Source organism: Methylobacterium sp. Gmos3 (assembly GCF_056430985.1).
In genome coordinates this window covers 267,637-286,944 of sequence record NZ_JBWJYL010000007.1, presented here as the reverse complement: position 1 = coordinate 286,944, position 19,308 = coordinate 267,637, and the positions used below count along the sequence as shown (strand labels likewise).

General features: G+C 68.1%; 13 protein-coding genes. 2 read left to right on the top strand and 11 right to left on the bottom strand.

Going from position 1 to position 19,308, the window contains the following annotated elements; genetic code table 11:
* Positions 1-27: 27 nt before the first annotated feature.
* Both ACS5Q7_RS16580 and ACS5Q7_RS16575 read right to left on the bottom strand, forming a co-directional pair.
* A complete protein-coding gene (locus tag ACS5Q7_RS16580) occupies positions 28-786 on the bottom strand; it encodes an enoyl-CoA hydratase-related protein (protein ID WP_478340396.1) in 759 nt (252 codons plus the stop codon).
* Between the two features lie 11 nt (positions 787-797).
* Entirely contained in the window at positions 798-2,549 is a 1,752-nt protein-coding gene (locus tag ACS5Q7_RS16575; protein WP_478340395.1) for an acyl-CoA dehydrogenase, read from the bottom strand.
* A gap of 122 nt (positions 2,550-2,671) precedes the next feature.
* On the opposite strand from ACS5Q7_RS16575, the gene ACS5Q7_RS16570 reads away from it, so the two are divergent.
* On the top strand, positions 2,672-3,670 hold the full coding sequence (locus ACS5Q7_RS16570; RefSeq protein ID WP_478340394.1) for an L-threonylcarbamoyladenylate synthase: 999 nt from the start codon (positions 2,672-2,674) through the stop codon (positions 3,668-3,670).
* 116 nt (positions 3,671-3,786) lie between these two features.
* On the opposite strand, the gene wrbA is transcribed toward ACS5Q7_RS16570, so the two are convergent.
* Positions 3,787-4,383, bottom strand: coding sequence for an NAD(P)H:quinone oxidoreductase (wrbA, locus tag ACS5Q7_RS16565; protein WP_478340393.1), 597 nt, complete (start codon positions 4,381-4,383; stop codon positions 3,787-3,789).
* Between the two features lie 119 nt (positions 4,384-4,502).
* Here wrbA and ACS5Q7_RS16560 point away from each other — a divergent pair, with 119 nt between their 5' ends.
* Complete coding sequence (locus tag ACS5Q7_RS16560; protein ID WP_478340392.1) at positions 4,503-5,387, top strand: LysR family transcriptional regulator; 885 nt, start codon at positions 4,503-4,505, stop codon at positions 5,385-5,387.
* Here ACS5Q7_RS16560 and greA read toward each other — a convergent pair.
* From greA to rplJ, 8 genes are all read right to left on the bottom strand, one after another.
* The gene (greA, locus tag ACS5Q7_RS16555; RefSeq protein WP_478340391.1) at positions 5,377-5,853 is read right to left on the bottom strand and encodes a transcription elongation factor GreA; all 477 of its coding nucleotides are present in this window, start codon (positions 5,851-5,853) and stop codon (positions 5,377-5,379) included. The two genes, ACS5Q7_RS16560 and greA, sit on opposite strands and share 11 nt — an antisense overlap.
* A gap of 56 nt (positions 5,854-5,909) precedes the next feature.
* Positions 5,910-6,896: an acrylyl-CoA reductase (NADPH) gene (acuI, locus tag ACS5Q7_RS16550; RefSeq protein ID WP_478340390.1), complete on the bottom strand. Its 987-nt coding sequence runs from the start codon at positions 6,894-6,896 to the stop codon at positions 5,910-5,912.
* An 89-nt stretch (positions 6,897-6,985) separates the two neighbouring features.
* Complete coding sequence (locus ACS5Q7_RS16545; protein WP_478340389.1) at positions 6,986-7,570, bottom strand: hypothetical protein; 585 nt, start codon at positions 7,568-7,570, stop codon at positions 6,986-6,988.
* A gap of 280 nt (positions 7,571-7,850) precedes the next feature.
* Positions 7,851-8,927 carry a cell wall hydrolase gene (locus tag ACS5Q7_RS16540; RefSeq protein WP_478340388.1) on the bottom strand — a complete coding sequence of 359 codons (1,077 nt, stop codon included), beginning with the start codon at positions 8,925-8,927 and terminating at the stop codon, positions 7,851-7,853.
* A 186-nt stretch (positions 8,928-9,113) separates the two neighbouring features.
* Positions 9,114-13,322, bottom strand: a complete 4,209-nt coding sequence (gene rpoC / locus ACS5Q7_RS16535; protein ID WP_478340387.1) for a DNA-directed RNA polymerase subunit beta' — start codon at positions 13,320-13,322, stop codon at positions 9,114-9,116.
* Between the two features lie 173 nt (positions 13,323-13,495).
* Positions 13,496-17,620, bottom strand: a complete 4,125-nt coding sequence (gene rpoB / locus ACS5Q7_RS16530; protein WP_478340386.1) for a DNA-directed RNA polymerase subunit beta — start codon at positions 17,618-17,620, stop codon at positions 13,496-13,498.
* A 242-nt stretch (positions 17,621-17,862) separates the two neighbouring features.
* Entirely contained in the window at positions 17,863-18,243 is a 381-nt protein-coding gene (rplL, locus tag ACS5Q7_RS16525; RefSeq protein ID WP_478340385.1) for a 50S ribosomal protein L7/L12, read from the bottom strand.
* A 51-nt stretch (positions 18,244-18,294) separates the two neighbouring features.
* Positions 18,295-18,813 (bottom strand): 50S ribosomal protein L10, encoded by a 519-nt coding sequence (rplJ, locus tag ACS5Q7_RS16520; protein WP_378967013.1) that lies wholly within the window; start codon positions 18,811-18,813, stop codon positions 18,295-18,297.
* Between the last annotated feature and the right edge of the window lie 495 nt (positions 18,814-19,308).

Below are 19,308 nucleotides of genomic sequence, written 5' to 3'. Positions count from 1 at the left end.
GCCGGAAAGATCGGGCGCGGCCACGGCTCAGGCGGGCTTGGCGCGCGACAGGAAGGCTTGCAGCCGCTGCTGTGACTCCGGTGATTGCAACTGCGCGTCGAAGGCCTTGGCCTCCTCCTCCAGGGCGGCTTCCACCCGCTCCCGGTCGCCCCGGATCAGCTTTCGCGAGGCGGCCAGCGCCCCCTGCGGCAGGGCCGCGAGGCGGCCCGCCTGCGCGAGGGCGTGCTCGACCACCATGTCGGCGGGCATCACCGCGTTGACGAGGCCGAGCGCATAGGCGGCGTCGGCATCCAGGGTTTCGGAGAGGAGCAGCAGTTCCGTGGCCTTGAGCCGCCCGACCCGCAGCGGCAGCAGGTAGCTCGACGCGGCCTCGGGCACGAGGCCGAGTTCCACGAAGGGCATCCGCAGCCGCGCCGCCGGGCTCGCATAGACGAGGTCGCAGTGGAGCGTCAGCGTCGCGCCGATGCCGACCGCGATCCCATCCACCGCCGCCACCATGGGCGTGTCGGTGCGGGCGAGCTGGCGGATGAAGCGCAGCGCGGGCGCGTCGCTGAAGCCGTTCCGGGCCTGCCCGAGGAAATCCGCGAGGTCGTTGCCGGCACTGAACACGCCCGGCTGCCCGGCGAAGACCACGGCCCGGATCGCCGCTGAGGCGTCGGCCTCCTCGAGTCCCCTCCGCAGCGCGTCGTACATGGCGCCGGTCAGGGCGTTCTTCTTCTCGGGCCGGTCGATGACGATCAGGCGAACGCCGTTCTCGCCGTCGGTGATGGTGATGGTGTCGGACATATCCCCCCTCCTCAAACGGCGAGCGCCAGGGCGGCATCCTCGGTGAAGGCGCCACCGCCCAGTACCGCCTCCTCCAGGCCGGAGGCCGCCGGCAGCAGGTTCTCTGCGTAGAAGCGGGCGAGCACGATGCGGGCGCGGTGGGCCGGATCGGTCTCGCCGTCCTTCAGCGCCGCCGCCGAGGCCAGGGCCGCGCGGGCATGGCAGGCGCCGCCGAGCGCCAGCCCGAACAGGCGCAGATACGGCGCCGCCCCGGCCAGCGCCGCCTCCGGCCGGTTGGAGCCCAACGCCGCCAGTTGGTGGCTCGTCGCCCGGTCGAGGGATTCGATGGAAGCGCGCAGGCGGGGGGCCATCTGCCCGAAGGCCGGGTCCGTGTTCTTGAGCAGGCCCTCGGCGGCCCGGCGCATCCAGGCGATCTGCGAGCGCGCCGTCGCCCCGCCGTTCAGGGGCAGCTTGCGGGCGGTGAGGTCGATCGCCTGGATGCCGTTGGTGCCCTCGTAGATGCCGAGGATGCGGGCGTCGCGCATGAGCTGCGCCGCGCCGGTCTCCTCCACGAAGCCCATGCCGCCATGGACCTGCACGCCGAGCGAGGCGACCTCGTTGGCGATGTCGGTGGAGAAGGCCTTCGCGATGGGGGTGAGGAGCGAGGCCCTGTCATGGGCGGCCTGCCTCTCTGGCCCAGGGTCGCCGTCATGGGCGGCATCGAGCGCGGCGGCGGTGAGGAAGCAAAGGCTGCGCGAGACCGAGGTGTAGGCCTTCATGGTGAGCAGCATCCGCTGCACGTCCGGGTGAGCCACGATGGAACTCGTGGCCTCGGCGGAACCGATGGCCTTCCCCTGGCGCCGCTCTTGAGCATAAGCGAGCGCCTTCTGCGTCGCGGCCTCCGCGATGCCGACGCCCTGAACCCCGACGCTGAGGCGGGCCGCGTTCATCATCGTGAACATGCAGGCCAGCCCCTTGTTCTCCTGGCCGATCAGCCAGCCGATGGCGCCGCCGTTGTCGCCGAAGGCCATGGAGCAGGTCGGCGAGGCGTGGATGCCGAGCTTGTGCTCGATGCCGGAGCAGCGGAGATCGTTGAGCGACCCGTCCGGCAGCACCTTCGGCACGAGGAAGAGGGAGATGCCCCGCGTACCGGCCGGCGCGTCCTTCAGCCGGGCGAGGACGAGGTGGACGATGTTCTCCGAAAGGTCGTGCTCGCCGTAGGTGATGTAGATCTTCGAGCCGGTGATCCGGTAGCTGCCGTCGCCGGCCGGTTCGGCGCGGGTGCGCAGCAGGGCGAGGTCCGAGCCCGCCTGCGGCTCGGTGAGGTTCATCGTGGCGGGCCACTCGCCCGAGACGAGCTTTTCCAGATAGCGCGTTTTCAAGTCGTCCGAGCCATGGGCGGCCACCGCCTCGATACCGCCCTGCGTCAGCAGCGGACACAGGCCGAAGGAGAGGTTCGCCGCGCTCCACATCTCGGTGCAGGCCGCCTCGATGGCCTTGGGCAGGCCTTGGCCGCCATGGTCCGCGTCGGCCGAGAGGCCGTTCCAGCCGCCTGCGGTGAAGGTGGCGTAGGCCTCCCGCCAGCCCGGCGGCGTGGTCACGCGGCCATCCTCGAAGCGCGTCCCGTGCCGGTCGCCGACCCGGTTCAGGGGAGCCAGCACGTCGGCGGCGATGCGCCCGGCCTCGGTGAGGATCGCCCGCGCGTCGTCCGGGTCGACGCTTTCGAGCCCCGCGATGTGGCGCAGGGCGAACAGCATCTCGGAGACGGGCGCGCGATAGCTCATCGGGTGGTCCTCACCATCTGCTCCGGCATTGCCTCGGTTTGACCCCGCCACGCTGCCGGCGCTACGGCGGGTAAGGTCTCAAACCACGGGGCGGCGCGAGGCCGCCGGAGATGGCATCCCGCATGAACAATCCGGGGTCAACATTCCCGGTCGAAACCCGGCTGCTGGCCGCCGATGCGGCCGGCATCGCGGAGGCGGCCTCGCTCCTGCGCGCGGGACGCCTCGTCGCCTTCCCGACGGAGACGGTCTACGGCCTCGGCGGCGACGCCACCGACCCTGCGGCGGTCGCCGCCATCTACTCGGCCAAGACCCGCCCGAGCTTCAACCCGCTGATCTCGCACGTCCCCGACACCGAGTCCGCCCGCGCGCAGGGCGGCTTCGACGCCGAGGCGGATCGCCTCGCGGAGGCGTTCTGGCCCGGCCCGCTCACCCTCGTCGTGCCTGCCTCGGGTGGGACGCGGGTCTGCGACCTCGCCCGCGCCGGCCTGCCGAGCCTCGCCCTGCGCGTGCCGGGCAGCGAGACGGCCCGCGCCCTGCTCGCCGCCGTCGGTCGCCCGATCGCCGGCCCCTCGGCCAACCGATCCGGCCGGGTCAGCCCGACACGGGCCGCCCATGTGCTGGCGGATCTGGATGGACGTATCGCGGCCGTGCTCGACGGCGGCGATACGCAAGTCGGGTTGGAATCGACGGTGGTGGCCTGCCTCGGCGGGCGGGCACGCCTGCTCCGGCCGGGGGGAATCACCCGTGAGCGCCTGCGCGATGTGCTCGGCTACGATCCCGCCGGGCCGGACGCCGCCGAGACCCACGCCCCCGTGGGGCCGGGCCTGCTCGCCTCGCATTACGCACCGAATGCCCGCGTGCGCCTCGACGCTACGGGGATCACCCCCGGCGAGGCGCTGATGCTGTTTGGATCGTACCGTCCGAACGGCTGGGAGAAGGCCGGCGCGGTCGTGAACCTCAGCGAGGCGGGGGATGCCGGCGAGGCGGCGGCGCGGCTCTTCGGGGCGCTGCGCGATCTCGATGCCTCGGGGGCCGAGACCATCGCGGTGGCGCCGATCCCGCCCGAAGGGCTCGGCGAGGCGATCCGCGACCGGCTCGGCCGAGCCGCGGCGCCCCGCTGATTTTTTTATGGAACAAGACGGCCGCGAGCCCGTTCATTGCTCAGGAAGGCCACTCAGCCCCCATACGGCCTTCAACCTTTCGAGGCTCGGAGCAATCCGAGCCTTTTCTTTTGGCCTCAGGCCAGCTTCGCCGCGATGCCGGCGACGTGGCGGCCCTGGAAGCGGGCGCCCTCGAGTTCGATCGGGCTCGGCTGGCGCGAACCGTCGCCATCGGCCAGCGTGCTGGCTCCGTAGGGCGTGCCGCCCTTCACCTGCTCGAGCCCAGCCTGGCCCTGGAACGCGTAAGGCAGGCCCACCACCACCATGCCGTGGTGGAACAGCACCGTATGGAAGCTGGTGAGGGTCGTCTCCTGGCCGCCATGCTGCGAGGCGGTGGACGTGAAGACCGAGCCGACCTTGCCGACCAGGGCGCCCTTCATCCACAGGCCGCCGGTCTGGTCGATGAACTGCTTCATCTGCGAGGCCATGTTGCCGTAGCGGGTCGGGGTACCGAAGATGATCGCATCGTAGTCCGGAAGCTCGGCCACGGTCGCGACGGGCGCCTGCTGATCGAGCTTGAAATGATTCTGCCGGGCGATCTCGTCCGGCACCAGTTCCGGCACGCGCTTCACCACGACCTCGGCGCCGGTCTCGCGGGCGCCTTCGGCGACGGCGTAGGCCATCTGCTCCACATGGCCGTAGGTCGAGTAGTAGAGTACAAGGATCTTGGCCATTGCGGTAACTCCTCTCGTCGGCCCCGGAGGGGCACGGTGCCGCTCACATCGCCCCTCCCGCCGCTTGCAGGAAGCCCATCACGTGCAAGAATGACCTTGCAGGATTGCAAGGATTGTGGATGCACGCCACCTGGGACGACTTCCGCTTCGTAAAGACCGTGGCGGACAAGCATGGGTTGACGGGCGCCGCCGAGGCCCTCGGCATCGACCATTCGACCGCTTTCCGGCGGCTCGGCGCCATCGAGAAATCCCTCGGCGTCGTCCTCTTCGAACGCCACCGGGGCGGATACACCGCCACCGCCGCCGGCCAGGCGATGCTCGACACGGCCGCGCGGATGGAAGCCGATGTCGATGGCTTCTCCCGCGATATCGTCGGGCAATCGGATGTAATGGCGGGAGAGCTGCGGATCACTGCCCCGACGAGCTTCGCCGGCACCTTCCTCATGCCGATCCTGGCCGACTTCTCGCGCAAGCACCCGGCGGTGCGGCTGCACCTGATCCTGGCGGAGGAAACCCTGAACCTGTCCCGCCGGGACGCCGACGTGGCGTTGCGCGCCAGTCGCGGCCCGGACGAGACCCTGGTCGGCCGGCGCCTGACCAATATCGGCTGGGCGCTCTACGGCGCGGCGGGCCGGACCTATGGGCCGCTGGCCGAGGAGAATTGGGTCGGTCTCGGCGAGAACGTGGCCGGCGGGGTGTTCGCGCGCTTCATTCGGCACCGGACATCGCCGGAGCGCATCGCCCTCTGTCTCAACGGTGTGGCGGGGTTGGGCGAGGCCATCGCCTCGGGCATCGGCATCGGCCCCCTCGCCTGCGTCGAAGGCGATGCCGATCCCCGCCTGCGGCGCCTCGGCGATCTGGAGCCCGAGTTGCAGACGGACCTATGGCTTCTCACCCATCAGGACCTGCGCCGGTCGGCACGAGTCCGCGCGTTCATGGACCACGTCGCGGCGGCGATGCAGCCCCTGCGACCCCTGTTCGAGGGCCGGGCAATCAGCCCTTGATCTCGAGGATCTCGACCTCGTTGCCGTTCACCTCGACCACGTCGCCGACGCTCTTGCCCGTGATGGCACGGGCGAGCGGCGCCACGTAGGAGATCGACCCCTTGTGCGGATCGGCCTCGTCCTCGCCGACGATTCGGAAGGTCTGCTTGGTTTCCTTGCCGGCATCGTCCTCGCGGACGATCGTCACGGTCGCGCCGAAATGCACGGTGTCGCCACCCTTCGGCTCCACGAGCTGCGCGGTGTTCTTCCGCGAAGCCCAGTAGCGCAGGTCGCGTCCGATGCGGGAATCCTCGGCCTTGTCGCTCGGGTCGAGCGACGAGACCTCCTTCTCCAGCCGCGCGACCTCGGCCTCGATCTGCGCGAGGCCTTCGGGCGTGACGAAGTTGGTGTGAGGCGAGATGGGACGGTCGGGAAGGTTCTCGAACGCTTCCCCGCCCTCGGGTTCTTTGACGAATGCGACACTCATGAAGTCATCAACAGGCTCGTTATGGCGACGGTTCCAGTATTCGCGCGAAATCCGCCTTAAGCCACTCTCACGACCGTGCGACCGCGCACCTGTCCGGCCAGGATCTCCTCGCCGAGCCTGCCGACCTCCTCCAGGCCGACCGTCCTGGTCATGGAGGCGAGCTTGTCGAGATCGAGCTCCCGCGCGATCCGCGCCCATGCCTCGCGCCGCTTCTTCTGCGGCGTCGTCACGCTGTTGATGCCGAGCAGCGAGACCCCGCGCAGGATGAAGGGCGCGACGGAGGTCGGCAGATCCATGCCCTGGGCGAGGCCGCAGGCCGCGACGGCACCATCCGCCTTGGTCATGGCCAGCACGTTGGCCAGGGTCGCGGAGCCCACCGCATCGACGGCCGCCGCCCAGCGCTCCTTGCCGAGCGGGCGGCCGGGCTTCTCCAACTCGGCCCGGTCGAGGATCTCGGCGGCGCCGAGGCTCTTGAGATAGTCGGCCTCGTTCGCCCGGCCGGTGGAGGCGATGACGTGCCAGCCCGCCCGCGCCAGCAGCGCGACCGCCACCGAGCCGACGCCGCCCGAGGCCCCCGTCACCAGCGCCGGACCATCGGCGGGCGTGACGCCGTGGGCATCGAGGGCCATCAGGGAGAGCATGGCCGTGTAGCCGGCCGTGCCGACTGCCATGGCCTGTTCCGGCGTCAGGCCCTGCGGGAGGGGCACCAGCCAGTCGCCCTTCACCCGTGCCTTCTCGGCATAGGCGCCGAGATGCGTCTCGCCGACGCCCCAGCCGGTGAGCACCACCTGATCGCCGGGCTTGTATTCGGGATGATCCGAGGACTCGACCGTACCGGCGAAATCGATGCCGGGAATCATGGGGAAACGGCGCACCACGGGGGAGCGGCCGGTGAGGGCGAGACCATCCTTGTAGTTGAGCGTCGAGTGGCCGACGCGGACGGTGACGTCACCCTCCATCAGGTCGGCTTCGTCGAAGTCGCGGAAGGCGAGGCTCTGCCCCCCGTCGGTCTTGTCGACCACCCACGCTTTGAACGTGCCCATCGCCTGCTCCTCCCAGTGTTGGCGGGGAGGTACGCCATGCGTCGTCGGAATCAAGACGGCCCGGATCGTCGATCCGGGCCGCGCGTCACTCAATAGCCGTCGTAGATGCTGCCGCGGGAGAAGCCGAGGCCGACGCCGATATCGGCCGAGCTGGCACCGGTGATGCCGAACGCATCCGGGATCGAGCCGACCAGCGGGCCGCCATAACCGGCGCCGTAGCCGCCGTAGCCGCCGCCGACCGGCACCCAGCCCGCCCGCGCCGGGGCCACCTGCACCCGGCGGCTGACCGTGGCGTATTCCGGCGGATAGGTCTCCGGCACCGTCTCGGCCGGGCGCACCAGCACGGTGCGCTGGCGCAGAGCGAAGCGCGGGGGGGTGACGACCCAGCAGCCGATCAATTCGCCGCCGGGGCCACGGCTCGTCTGCCAGACGCGACCGCCGGGGGCGACCATCACCTGCTCCTGCACCGTGTCGTAGACCGGCGGGATGGTGCGGTAGACGGTGCGCGGCGGGCGCACGAGCACGTTCTGCTGCACCGTGTCGTAGACCGGCGGCGTGGTCGCGTAGCGGTAGCAGCCGCCACCGTAGCAGCCTCCGGCCATGGCCGGGGCGGCGAAGAACAGGCCGCCCAGGGCGGCGGCCATCAGAACAGTCTTGGTGACCGGCGCGGCCATCGTTGCGAACCTCTTCGAGCGCGGGACAATCCGGGCCGCGGTGAATTCCGCGCCCTACGCTCATCAAGGAAAGCAGTATCCCGAGCTTCGCAGCAACCGAGATCCTCAATCAGAGTAAAATTAATCTATGGGCCTAACTGCGTAGATCCCATATGATTCGCGCGTTAACTGTTGTTCGCGTTATTCCGGAACCAAATGAGCTTGCGCCCGCGCCGGCAAACAAAAACCCCCGCCGGCTTGGGCCGGGCGGGGGGCTTGAAGGCGCGGGTCGTCGGTCGGCTCAGGTCTGGCCGGGCTTCAGGCCGTAGAAGATGTGCCGGCCGATCACGTCGAGCTTGCGCATCCGGCGGGACCAGCCGGGACGGACATAATCGGCGTGGTAGTGGGTCGCGCCGCCGACCTCGGCGACATAGGTCCGCCCTTCGAGGACGGAGCGGGCGACGCGGGTGGCGTTCGACCAGGCCGAGGCATCGCCGATGCGCAGCGACTTGCCCTCGCAGGCGAAGGAGAACTGGCAGCCCATGTAATGGTGCCGGTTCTGGTAGACGACCCCACAGATGCTCGGCGGATAGAGGCCGCTCTTCACCCGGTTGAGCACCACCTGGGCAACGGCGGCTTGCCCCGTCTCGGACTCGCTCCGGGCCTCGAAATACACCGCCTCGGACAGGCAGCGCTGCTCCTTGTCCTGGGCTTCCGGGTCGATCAGGTCGGCGTAACGGCTGCGTGCCTCGTCGGTCGGCGCCGGCTCGATCTCGGCACCGCTGCGCAGGGGATATTCCGGCATCGCGAGGCTCGCGGCGGTGATCTCCACCGGGATCGCGTCCGCCGGGGCCGGCGTGGTGGAGGACAGGGCGACCGCCTTCGGCACCGCCGGGGTCGAGCCGTCGAAGCGGTTCCCGTCCTCGTCGTCGGTGAGGTCGGCGCTGGCCGCGCCCGTGGATTCGGCGGTGCCGGCGCCCGTCGTCAGGCCGAGATCGGCGACGGGGACGAAGCCGGAGATCGGCTCGGCCTCCGCATCCCACACGGCCGAGCCGGTGGTGAGCAGGCCGCTGACGCCGCCGGTCACGTCGCCGAACAGCATGGCCATGCCGGTTTCGCGGGTGAAGGCGATCGGTTCCGGGCGCAGCGGATCCTCACCGATCCGCCGGATGGCCGCGCCGATCAGCGTGGTACCGCCGGGCATGGCAGGCACGGCGCGGCGGATATCGGCGGCGCCGAGCACACCTGAGCCCACGGTGCTCTCGGTGCCTGCGCTCGCGGTGAAGGAAACAAGCAACCCGAGCCCAGCCATCCACGGCGTGAACACCGCCGAAAGCCAGCGCAGGTGGGTCTCCTTTCGCACTCGTCTCGTCGCCACGACCCGCCGATCCGTTCCGAAGTGCCGCAACCGCCACGCTGCCCGCCGATGGCGGCGGCAAGTGGCCCTCGCGAAATTTATCGGGCGGGATGGTTGATCGGTGGTTAACGGGCCGGGCGCACGGGGCGGATACGAAAAAGGGCGACCTTTCGGCCGCCCCTTCTCGGTCTCACGATGGTGCCGCGATCACTCGGCGGCGGGCGGAAGGCCCTCGACCGGGTCGATCCCGCTCTCGGTCTGGCGCTGCTGGAGGATGAGGTTGTCGCGGCGGCGGGCCACCGAGCGGATGTCGGCGACGAGCGAACCGGTGCCGGCCGGGATGAGCGAGCCGACGATGACGTTCTCCTTCAGCCCCTCCAGCGTGTCGACCTTGCCGTTAACGGCGGCTTCGGTGAGCACGCGGGTGGTCTCCTGGAACGAGGCCGCCGAGATGAACGACTTCGTCTGGAGCGACGCCTTGGTGATGCCGAGCAGAACCGGCACGCCCTGGATCGGCTTCTTGCCCTCGGCAATTAGCTTCTCGTTGAACTCGGCGAGTTCGGTCCGGTCGATCTGGTCACCCGAGAGGATGTCCGAATCGCCGCCATCGGTCACTTCGACCTTCTGCAGCATCTGCCGGACGATCACCTCGATGTGCTTGTCGTTGATCGACACGCCCTGCAGCCGGTAGACCTCCTGGATCTCGTTGACGAGGTAAGCGGCAAGCTCCTCCACGCCCTTGATCGCCAGGATGTCGTGCGGCGCCGGGTTGCCGTCGACGATGTAGTCGCCGATCTCGACCACGTCCCCGTCCTGCAAGTGGATGTGCTTGCCCTTGGGAATCAGGTACTCGACCGCCTCCGACCCGTCATGCGGCGTCAGCGTCAGGCGACGCTTGTTCTTGTAGTCGCGCCCGAAGGCGATGGTGCCCGACTTCTCGGCGATGATCGCCGCGTCCTTCGGGCGCCGGGCTTCGAACAGCTCCGCCACCCGCGGCAGACCGCCGGTGATGTCGCGGGTCTTGGCCGAGTCGGTGGAGACGCGGGCGAGGATGTCGCCGGCCTTCACCTTGGCTCCCGGATCGTAGCCGATGATGGCATCGACCGGCAGCGCGTAACGGGCATCCGACCCGCGCGGCAGCTTCACGGCCTTCCCGTCCTTGTCGACCACTACCATCGAAGGCTTCAGGTCGGACGTCCGGGCGGAGCCGCGCCAATCGATCACGACGCGCTTGGCGATACCCGTCGACTCGTCGGTCGTCTCGGTGATCGACTGGCCGTCGTAGAGGTCCTCGTAGGCCACGATGCCGTCGACCTCGGTGAGGATCGGACGGGTATAGGGGTCCCACTCGGCGATCCGCTGGCCGCGCTTGATCTTGTCGCCCTCGTCCACGCGGACACGGGCGCCGTATTGCAGGCGGTGGACCGCCCGCTCGACCCCGTCCGCCCCGACGATGACCACCGCCACGTTGCGGCCGGTCGCGACCAGATCGCCGTCCGAGTTCTTCGCCAGAGCCCGGTTGCGGATCTTGATCGTGCCCTCGAAGCTCGACTCGATGAACGACGAGTCGGCGATCTGAGCGGCGCCGCCGATGTGGAAGGTGCGCATCGTGAGCTGGGTGCCCGGCTCGCCGATGGACTGCGCCGCGATGACGCCGACCGCCTCGCCCATGTTGACGGGCGTGCCGCGGGCGAGATCGCGCCCGTAGCAGGTGGCGCAGACGCCGCTGCGGGTGGCGCAGACCAGCACGGAGCGGATCTTCACCTCCTGGATGCCGGCGGCGTTGATCGCCGGCAGGTGCTTCTCCTCGATGGTCTCGCCGGTCTTCACGATGACCGTGCCGTCCTGCGCGACCAGATCCTCCGCGGCCGCGCGGCCGAGGATGCGGGTGGCCAGCGTCGCGACCACCTGGCCGGCATCGACGATGGCGCGCATCTTGATGCCGTTGGTCGTGCCGCAATCCACCTCGCGGATCACCGCGTCCTGCGCCACGTCGACGAGGCGGCGGGTCAGATAGCCGGAGTTGGCGGTCTTCAGGGCGGTGTCGGCGAGGCCCTTACGGGCGCCGTGCGTGGAGTTGAAGTACTCCAGCACGTCCAGACCTTCCTTGAAGTTCGAGATGATCGGCGTCTCGATGATCTCGCCCGAGGGCTTGGCCATCAGGCCGCGCATCGCCGCGAGCTGCTTCATCTGCGCGGGCGAACCACGGGCGCCCGAGTGGGACATCATGTAGATCGAGTTGACCTGCTTGTCGGCCCCGTTCTCGTCCTTCTTCACCGCCGAGATGCGGCCCATCATCTCCTGGGCCAGCTTGTCCGAGCACTTCGCCCAGGCATCGACGACCTTGTTGTACTTCTCGCCCTGGGTGATGAGGCCGTCGTTGTACTGCTGCTCGTAATCCTTCACGAGCGTGCGCGTGCCCTCGACGATCTCCCACTTGTTCTCCGGCACGACCATGTCGTCCTTGCCGAAGGAGATGCCGGCCTTGAACGCGTGGTTGAAGCCCAGCGCCATGATCCGGTCACAGAAGATCACCGACTCCTTCTGACCGCAGTGGCGGTAGACGGTGTCGATCATCGCCGAGATCTCCTTCTTGGTCATCAGCTTGTTGACGACGTCGAAGGGCACCTTCCGGTGCAGGGGCAGCGCCCCCGACAGGATCACGCGGCCGGGGGTGGTCTCGTAGGTCTTGGTCAGCGGCTCGCCATCGGGGCCGATGCCCTTCCAGCGCCACTTGATCTTCGAGTGCAGCTTCACGGCGCCGGCGGCGAGAGCGTGCTCGAGCTCGCCGACATTGCCGTAGACGCCCTGCATCGGGTTCTGCTTGTTGGTCGCGTCGAAGGCGCCCGGAAGGCCCTCGCCCACGATCGACAGGTAGTAGAGGCCGAGCACGATGTCCTGCGAGGGCACGATGATCGGCTGGCCGTTGGCCGGATGCAGGATGTTGTTCGTCGACATCATGAGGACGCGCGCTTCCAGCTGCGCCTCGAGCGACAGAGGGACGTGCACGGCCATCTGGTCGCCGTCGAAGTCGGCGTTGAACGCGGCGCAGACCAGCGGGTGCAGCTGGATCGCCTTGCCCTCGATCAGCTTCGGCTCGAAGGCCTGGATGCCCAGACGGTGGAGCGTCGGCGCGCGGTTCAGCATCACCGGGTGCTCGCGGATCACCTCATCGAGGATGTCCCAAACCTCCGGCTTCTCCTTCTCCACGAGCTTCTTGGCCTGCTTGACGGTGGCCGAGAAACCCTTGGCGTCGAGGCGCGCGTAGATGAACGGCTTGAACAGCTCCAGAGCCATCTTCTTCGGCAGGCCGCACTGGTGCAGCTTCAGCTCCGGGCCCACCACGATGACCGAACGGCCCGAGTAGTCGACGCGCTTGCCGAGCAGGTTCTGGCGGAACCGGCCCTGCTTGCCCTTCAGCATGTCGGCCAGCGACTTCAGCGGACGCTTGTTGGCACCCGTGATGACGCGACCACGGCGGCCGTTGTCGAACAGGGCGTCGACCGCCTCCTGCAACATCCGCTTCTCGTTGCGGATGATGATGTCCGGCGCGCGCAGCTCGATCAGCCGCTTCAGGCGGTTGTTGCGGTTGATGACGCGGCGGTACAGGTCGTTGAGGTCGGACGTGGCGAAGCGGCCGCCGTCCAGCGGGACCAGCGGGCGCAGGTCCGGCGGGATCACGGGGATCACCGTCAGGATCATCCACTCCGGCTTGTTGCCGGACATCTGGAACGCCTCGATGATCTTGAGGCGCTTCAGCAGCTTCTTAGGCTTCAGCTCGGAGGTCGTGACCGCGATCTCCTCGCGGAGGTCGTTGGCGATCTTGTCGAGGTCGAGCTCCTGGAGGATCCGGCGGATCGCCTCGGCGCCGATCATGGCGGTGAAGCTGTCCTCGCCGTACTCCTCCTGAGCGCGCAGGTACTCCTCCTCCGTCAGGAGCTGACGCTCCTTGAGGGGGGTGAGGCCCGGCTCGATGACGCAGTACGACTCGAAGTACAGGATCCGCTCGAGGTCCTTGAGGGCCATGTCGAGCAGGAGGCCGATGCGCGAGGGCAGCGACTTCAGGAACCAGATGTGCGCGACGGGGGCGGCCAGCTCGATGTGGCCCATGCGGTCGCGCCGGACGCGCGCCAGCGTCACCTCGACGCCGCACTTCTCACAGATGACGCCCTTGTACTTCATGCGCTTGTACTTGCCGCACAAGCACTCGTAGTCCTTGATCGGCCCGAAGATGCGCGCGCAGAACAGGCCGTCGCGCTCGGGCTTGAAGGTCCGGTAGTTGATGGTCTCGGGCTTCTTGATCTCCCCGTAGGACCAGGAGAGGATCTTCTCCGGCGACGAGATCGAAATCTTGATCTGGTCGAAGCTAACCGGCTGGGGCTGCTGGTTGAAAAGGTTCATGACCTCTTGGTTCATGATCCGCTCCTCGGCTCGACGCCGCCGGCCCCGCGCCGGGCCGCAGCGTCTTCAAAAAAAAGGGCCGGCGCCGCGCCCTCACGGGCTCTGCTGCCGTCGTGCCGGAGGCTCCTCCCCTCCCCGCTCGACCGTGGCGGCGCGAACGCCGCCACGGGAGGTGTTTTGCTACACGATCACTCCGCCGCGTCGGCGGGCGGCTCCAGCTGGTCGTTCGCCGCCTTCTTGGAGGACGTCAGCTCGACGTTGAGGCCGAGCGAGCGCATCTCCTTGACGAGCACGTTGAACGACTCGGGGATGCCCGCCTCGAACGTGTCGTCGCCGCGCACGATGGCCTCGTAGACCTTGGTGCGGCCGGCCACGTCGTCCGACTTGACGGTGAGCATCTCCTGCAGGGTGTAGGCGGCGCCGTAAGCTTCCAGCGCCCAGACCTCCATCTCGCCGAAGCGCTGACCGCCGAACTGCGCCTTACCGCCCAGCGGCTGCTGGGTGACGAGCGAGTACGGGCCGATCGACCGGGCGTGGATCTTGTCGTCCACGAGGTGGTGGAGCTTCAGCATATAGATGTAGCCCATCGTGACCTTGCGGTCGAAGGGCTCGCCGGTGCGCCCGTCGTAGAGCGTCGACTGCGCCGAGCGGTCCAGCCCGGCCATCTCCAGCATCTGCTCGATATCCGCCTCCTTGGCGCCGTTGAACACCGGAGTGGCCATCGGCACGCCGCGACGGACGTTGTTGCCCGCCTCCAGCAGATCCTCGTCGGACAGGCCTTCAAGCTCCGAGGGGGAGTAGATGGACTGCATCTCCTCCTTCAGGGGGGCGATGTCCTGGTTCTTCAGATAGGCATCGACCGCCTTCGCGACCTTGCGACCCAAGCCCGCAGCAGCCCAGCCCAGGTGCGTCTCGAGGATCTGACCGACGTTCATCCGGCTCGGCACGCCGAGCGGGTTGAGCACGATATCGGCATGGGTGCCGTCCTCAAGGAACGGCATGTCCTCGATCGGCACGATCCGCGACACGACACCCTTGTTGCCGTGACGGCCGGCCATCTTGTCGCCCGGCTGGATCTTGCGCTTCACCGCCACGAAGACCTTGACCATCTTCATGACGCCGGGGGGCAGCTCATCGCCGCGCTGCAGCTTCTCGACCTTGTCGAGGAAGCGCTGCTCGAGGCGCTTCTTCGACTCGTCGTACTGCTTCTGCATCGCTTCCATCTCGGTCATGAGACGGTCGTCGATGACGGCGAACTGCCACCATTGCGAACGGGGGTAGTCGTTGATCAGCTCGCGGGTGAGCGTGGTGTCCTTCTTGAAGCCCTTCGGCCCGGCCACCGGCGCCTGACCGATCAGCACATCCGCCAGACGGGCGTAGGTGTTGCGGTCGAGGATCGCCTGCTCGTCGTCGCGGTCCTTCGCGAGACGCTCGATCTCCTCGCGCTCGATCGCCTGGGCGCGCTCGTCCTTGTCGACGCCGTGCCGGTTGAACACCCGCACCTCGACGATGGTGCCGGTGACGCCCGGGGGCACGCGCAGGGACGTGTCGCGCACGTCCGAGGCCTTCTCGCCGAAGATGGCGCGGAGGAGCTTCTCCTCCGGCGTCATCGGGCTCTCGCCCTTCGGCGTGATCTTGCCGACGAGGATGTCGCCGGCATGGACCTCGGCGCCGATGTAGACGATGCCCGCCTCATCGAGGTTCTTGAGCGCCTCTTCCGAGACGTTCGGGATGTCGCGGGTGATTTCCTCCGGACCCAGCTTGGTGTCGCGGGCCATCACCTCGAACTCCTCGATGTGGATCGAGGTGAACACGTCATCCTTCACGATCCGCTCGGAGAGCAGGATCGAGTCCTCGAAGTTGTAGCCGTTCCACGGCATGAACGCGACGAGCACGTTCCGGCCGAGCGCCAGCTCGCCGAACTCGGTCGAGGGACCGTCGGCGATGATCTCGCCCTTCTTCACCGACTCGCCGACGCGGACCAGCGGCTTCTGCGTGATGCAGGTCGACTGGTTGGAGCGCTGGAACTTCTGCAGCCGGTAGATGTCGACGCCCGGCTTGTTGGCGTCGGCCTCTTCCGTGGCGCGGATGACGATACGGGTGGCGTCCACCTGATCGACGATGCCCGTGCGCCGGGCGGCGATGGCCGCGCCGGAATCGCGGGCGACCACCGCCTCCATGCCGGTGCCCACGAACGGGGCGTCGGCGCGGACGAGCGGCACCGCCTGGCGCTGCATGTTCGAGCCCATGAGGGCGCGGTTGGCGTCGTCGTTCTCGAGGAACGGGATGAGCGCCGCCGCCACCGACACGAGCTGCTTCGGCGACACGTCCATGAGGTCGACGCGCTCGGGGCCGACGACGATCACCTCGCCCGCCCGGCGGCAGACCACGAGGTCTTCCGTGAGCTTGCGGGCCTCGTCCATCTGCGCGTTGGCCTGGGCGACGTAGTACTTCGCCTCTTCCATGGCCGAGAGGTAGGCGACCTCATCCGTCACCACGCCGTCGCGGACGCGGCGGAACGGGGTCTCGATGAAGCCGTACTTGTTCACGCGGGCGAAGGTCGCCAGCGAGTTGATGAGGCCGATGTTCGGGCCTTCCGGCGTCTCGATCGGGCAGATGCGGCCGTAATGGGTCGGGTGCACGTCGCGCACCTCGAAGCCGGCGCGCTCGCGGGTCAGACCGCCCGGGCCGAGCGCCGAGAGACGACGCTTGTGCGTGACCTCGGAGAGCGGGTTGGTCTGGTCCATGAACTGCGACAGCTGCGACGAGCCGAAGAACTCGCGCACCGCCGCCGCAGCCGGCTTCGCGTTGATCAGGTCCTGCGGCATCACCGTGTCGATGTCGACCTGGCTCATGCGCTCGCGGATGGCGCGCTCCATGCGGAGCAGGCCCAGCCGGTACTGGTTCTCCATGAGCTCGCCGACCGAGCGCACCCGGCGGTTGCCGAGGTGGTCGATGTCGTCGATCTCGCCCTTGCCGTCGCGCAGCTCCACGAGGGCCTTCACCACCGCCAGCATGTCTTCCTTGCGCAGCGTGCGCACGGTGTCGGCGGCGTCGAGGTCGAGACGCATGTTCATCTTCACGCGGCCGACCGCCGAGAGGTCGTAGCGCTCGGAATCGAAGAACAGCGAGTGGAACATCGCCTCGGCGGTGTCGAGCGTCGGCGGCTCGCCCGGACGCATGACCCGGTAGATGTCGAACAGCGCGCCTTCACGGCCGGAGTTCTTGTCCACGGCCAGCGTGTTGCGGATGTACGGCCCGATGTTGACGTGGTCGATGTCGAGCACCGGCAATTCGGTGACGCCGACATCATCCAGCGACTTCAGCAGCTTCTCGGTGATCTCCTCGCCGGCTTCGGCCCAGATCTCGCCCGTCTGCATGTTGACGAGGTCCTCGGCGATGTACTGGCTGACGAGATCCTCGTCGGTCGCCTTGAGGAACTTCACACCCTTATCGGTGATCTGGCGGGCGTTGCGGGCGTTGAGCTTCTTGCCCGCCTCCAGCACGACCTCGCCGGATTCGGCGTCGATCAGGTCGGTGGTGGCCTTCATGCCCTTCATGCGCTCGGCATCGAACGGCACGCGCCAGTCGGCGCCGTCGCGGTCGTAGACCACGCGGTTGTAGAAGGTCGAGAGGATTTCCTCGCCGTCGAGGCCCAGAGCGTAGAGCAGCGAAGTCACCGGCAGCTTGCGCTTCCGATCGATGCGGACATGCACGATGTCCTTCGCGTCGAACTCCACGTCGAGCCACGAACCCCGGTACGGGATGATGCGGGCGGCGAACAGGAGCTTGCCCGAGGAGTGGGTCTTGCCCTTGTCATGGTCGAAGAAGACGCCCGGCGAGCGGTGCATCTGCGAGACGATGACGCGCTCGGTGCCGTTGACGATGAAGGTGCCGTTCTCCGTCATCAGGGGCATGTCGCCCATGTAGACGTCCTGCTCCTTGATGTCCTTCACGGACTTGGCCTGGGTGTCCGGATCGACATCGAACACGATGAGGCGCAGCGTCACCTTCAGCGGAGCCGCGAAGGTGATGCCGCGCTGGCGGCACTCGTCCACGTCGTATTTCGGGGGCTCGAACGTGTAGCGCACGAACTCGAGCAGGGCCGTCGCGGCGAAGTCCGAAATCGGGAAGACCGACTTGAACACGCTCTGCAGGCCCTCGTCGGCGCGGCCGCCCTCCGGCTCGTCGACCATCAGGAACTGGTCGTAGGATGCCTTCTGAACCTCGATGAGGTTCGGCATCTGCGCCACTTCCTTGATCTTGCCGAAGAACTTCCGAATGCGCTTGCGACCGACCAGCGTATTGGCCATGTGACCTCGCTCCATTCCGCGTGCCCGTTGCCCGGGGAAGCGCGAGGCTCCCGCACCGTGGCTGTGACGCGCGCCCCGCCGGACCACGCCACCCGTCCAGAATTCCGCCGAACCCGTTCCAGGGCCCATCGGTCGCCCGAAGCGACCTTAGCCCGCGGGTGCGAACACCCGCGGGCTCCGGTCCCGGTCAGCCCAGAGCGGACCGCCGGGGAATGATGGGCCGATGCCGGCCCATCGCCGTCTTACTTGAGCTCGACCTTGGCGCCAGCCTTCTCGAGCTGGGCCTTGAGCTTGGCGGCGTCGTCCTTGGACACGCCTTCCTTGACCGGCTTCGGAGCGCCCTCGACCAGGTCCTTGGCTTCCTTGAGGCCGAGGCCGGTGATCGCGCGGACCTCCTTGATGACCTCGATCTTCTTGTCGCCGGCGTTGGCGAGCACGACCGTGAACTCGGTCTGCTCCTCGGCGGCGGCGGCAGCGCCACCACCGGCGGCCGGGCCGGCGGCGACGGCGACGGCGGCAGCAGCCGAGACGCCCCACTTCTCTTCGAGCATCTTGGCGAGCTCGGCGGCCTCGAGAACGGTCAGCGACGACAGGTCGTCGACGATCTTGGCGAGATCAGCCATGGTGATGTCCTTTCAGAATATCGGTTCGAACGGTTGGGATTTGAAGGGGCCTCAGGCGGCCTCGTCCTTCTTGGCATAGGCCCCGAACACGCGGGCGAGCTTGGCCGCCGGCGCCGTGCTGAGCTGAGCGATCTTGGTCGCGGGAGCCTGGATGAGGCCCACGAGCTTGGCGCGCAGTTCGTCGAGCGACGGGAGCGAGGCGAGCGCCTTCACACCATCGGGGTTCAGGGAGGTCGTGCCCATCGCGCCGCCAAGGATCACGAGCTTGTCGTTGGTCTTGGCGAAGTCGACCGCGACCTTCGCGGCTGCGACCGGATCGCCCGAATAGGCGAGCAGGGTCGGGCCCTTCAGGAGCGGCTTGATGGAGGCGACATCCGTGCCTTCCAGAGCGATGCCGGCGAGGCTGTTCTTGGCGACCTTCACGGTGGCGCCGGCCTGCTTCATCTGCGAGCGCAGCTTCTGCATGTCGGCGACCGTGAGGCCCTTGTAGTGGGCCACGACGACGACGGCGCTCTGATTGAACACGCCGTTGAGCGTCGAGACGAGATCAGCCTTTGCTGTCCTGTCCACTGGGCTCTCTCCGGTTGGCGGAGCCTGGGTTGGCTCCGCCGGTTGCACATGCCGCCCGGACGTGCTCGGCCTCGCGAAAGACCGTGAACGTCCGAACGACGCTTCGCGGCCCTGTCCCCGACGAACCCCTGAGCGGGACCCCGCGGGTGAGTTGGTTCAAACCGATTGCCTGCCTGGGCCGAAGCCAAGGCGCGGCTGTCGTCAAACGTCGGTCATCCCCGTCTGTGCAGGCTGGGGGATTAAGCCGGCGAACCGGCGCCTGCAGTCTCGGACAGGACACGGCCGGACTGGGCTCCACCGGGCTTGTCGCCCACTGGATCCCGCCGGCCAGTGACGCCCGGTTGCCCGGACGACATTTCGAACGGAAACCGGCCTATCGGCCGTCTCCCTTAGTCAAGTGAATAGCGTGAGGCGCGGTGTATAGAACCTAGCAAGCCGCCTGCCAAGAGCCGAAGCGCGACTTTTCCGCCGCAGGCAAGGGGCAAAGGCCGGAAT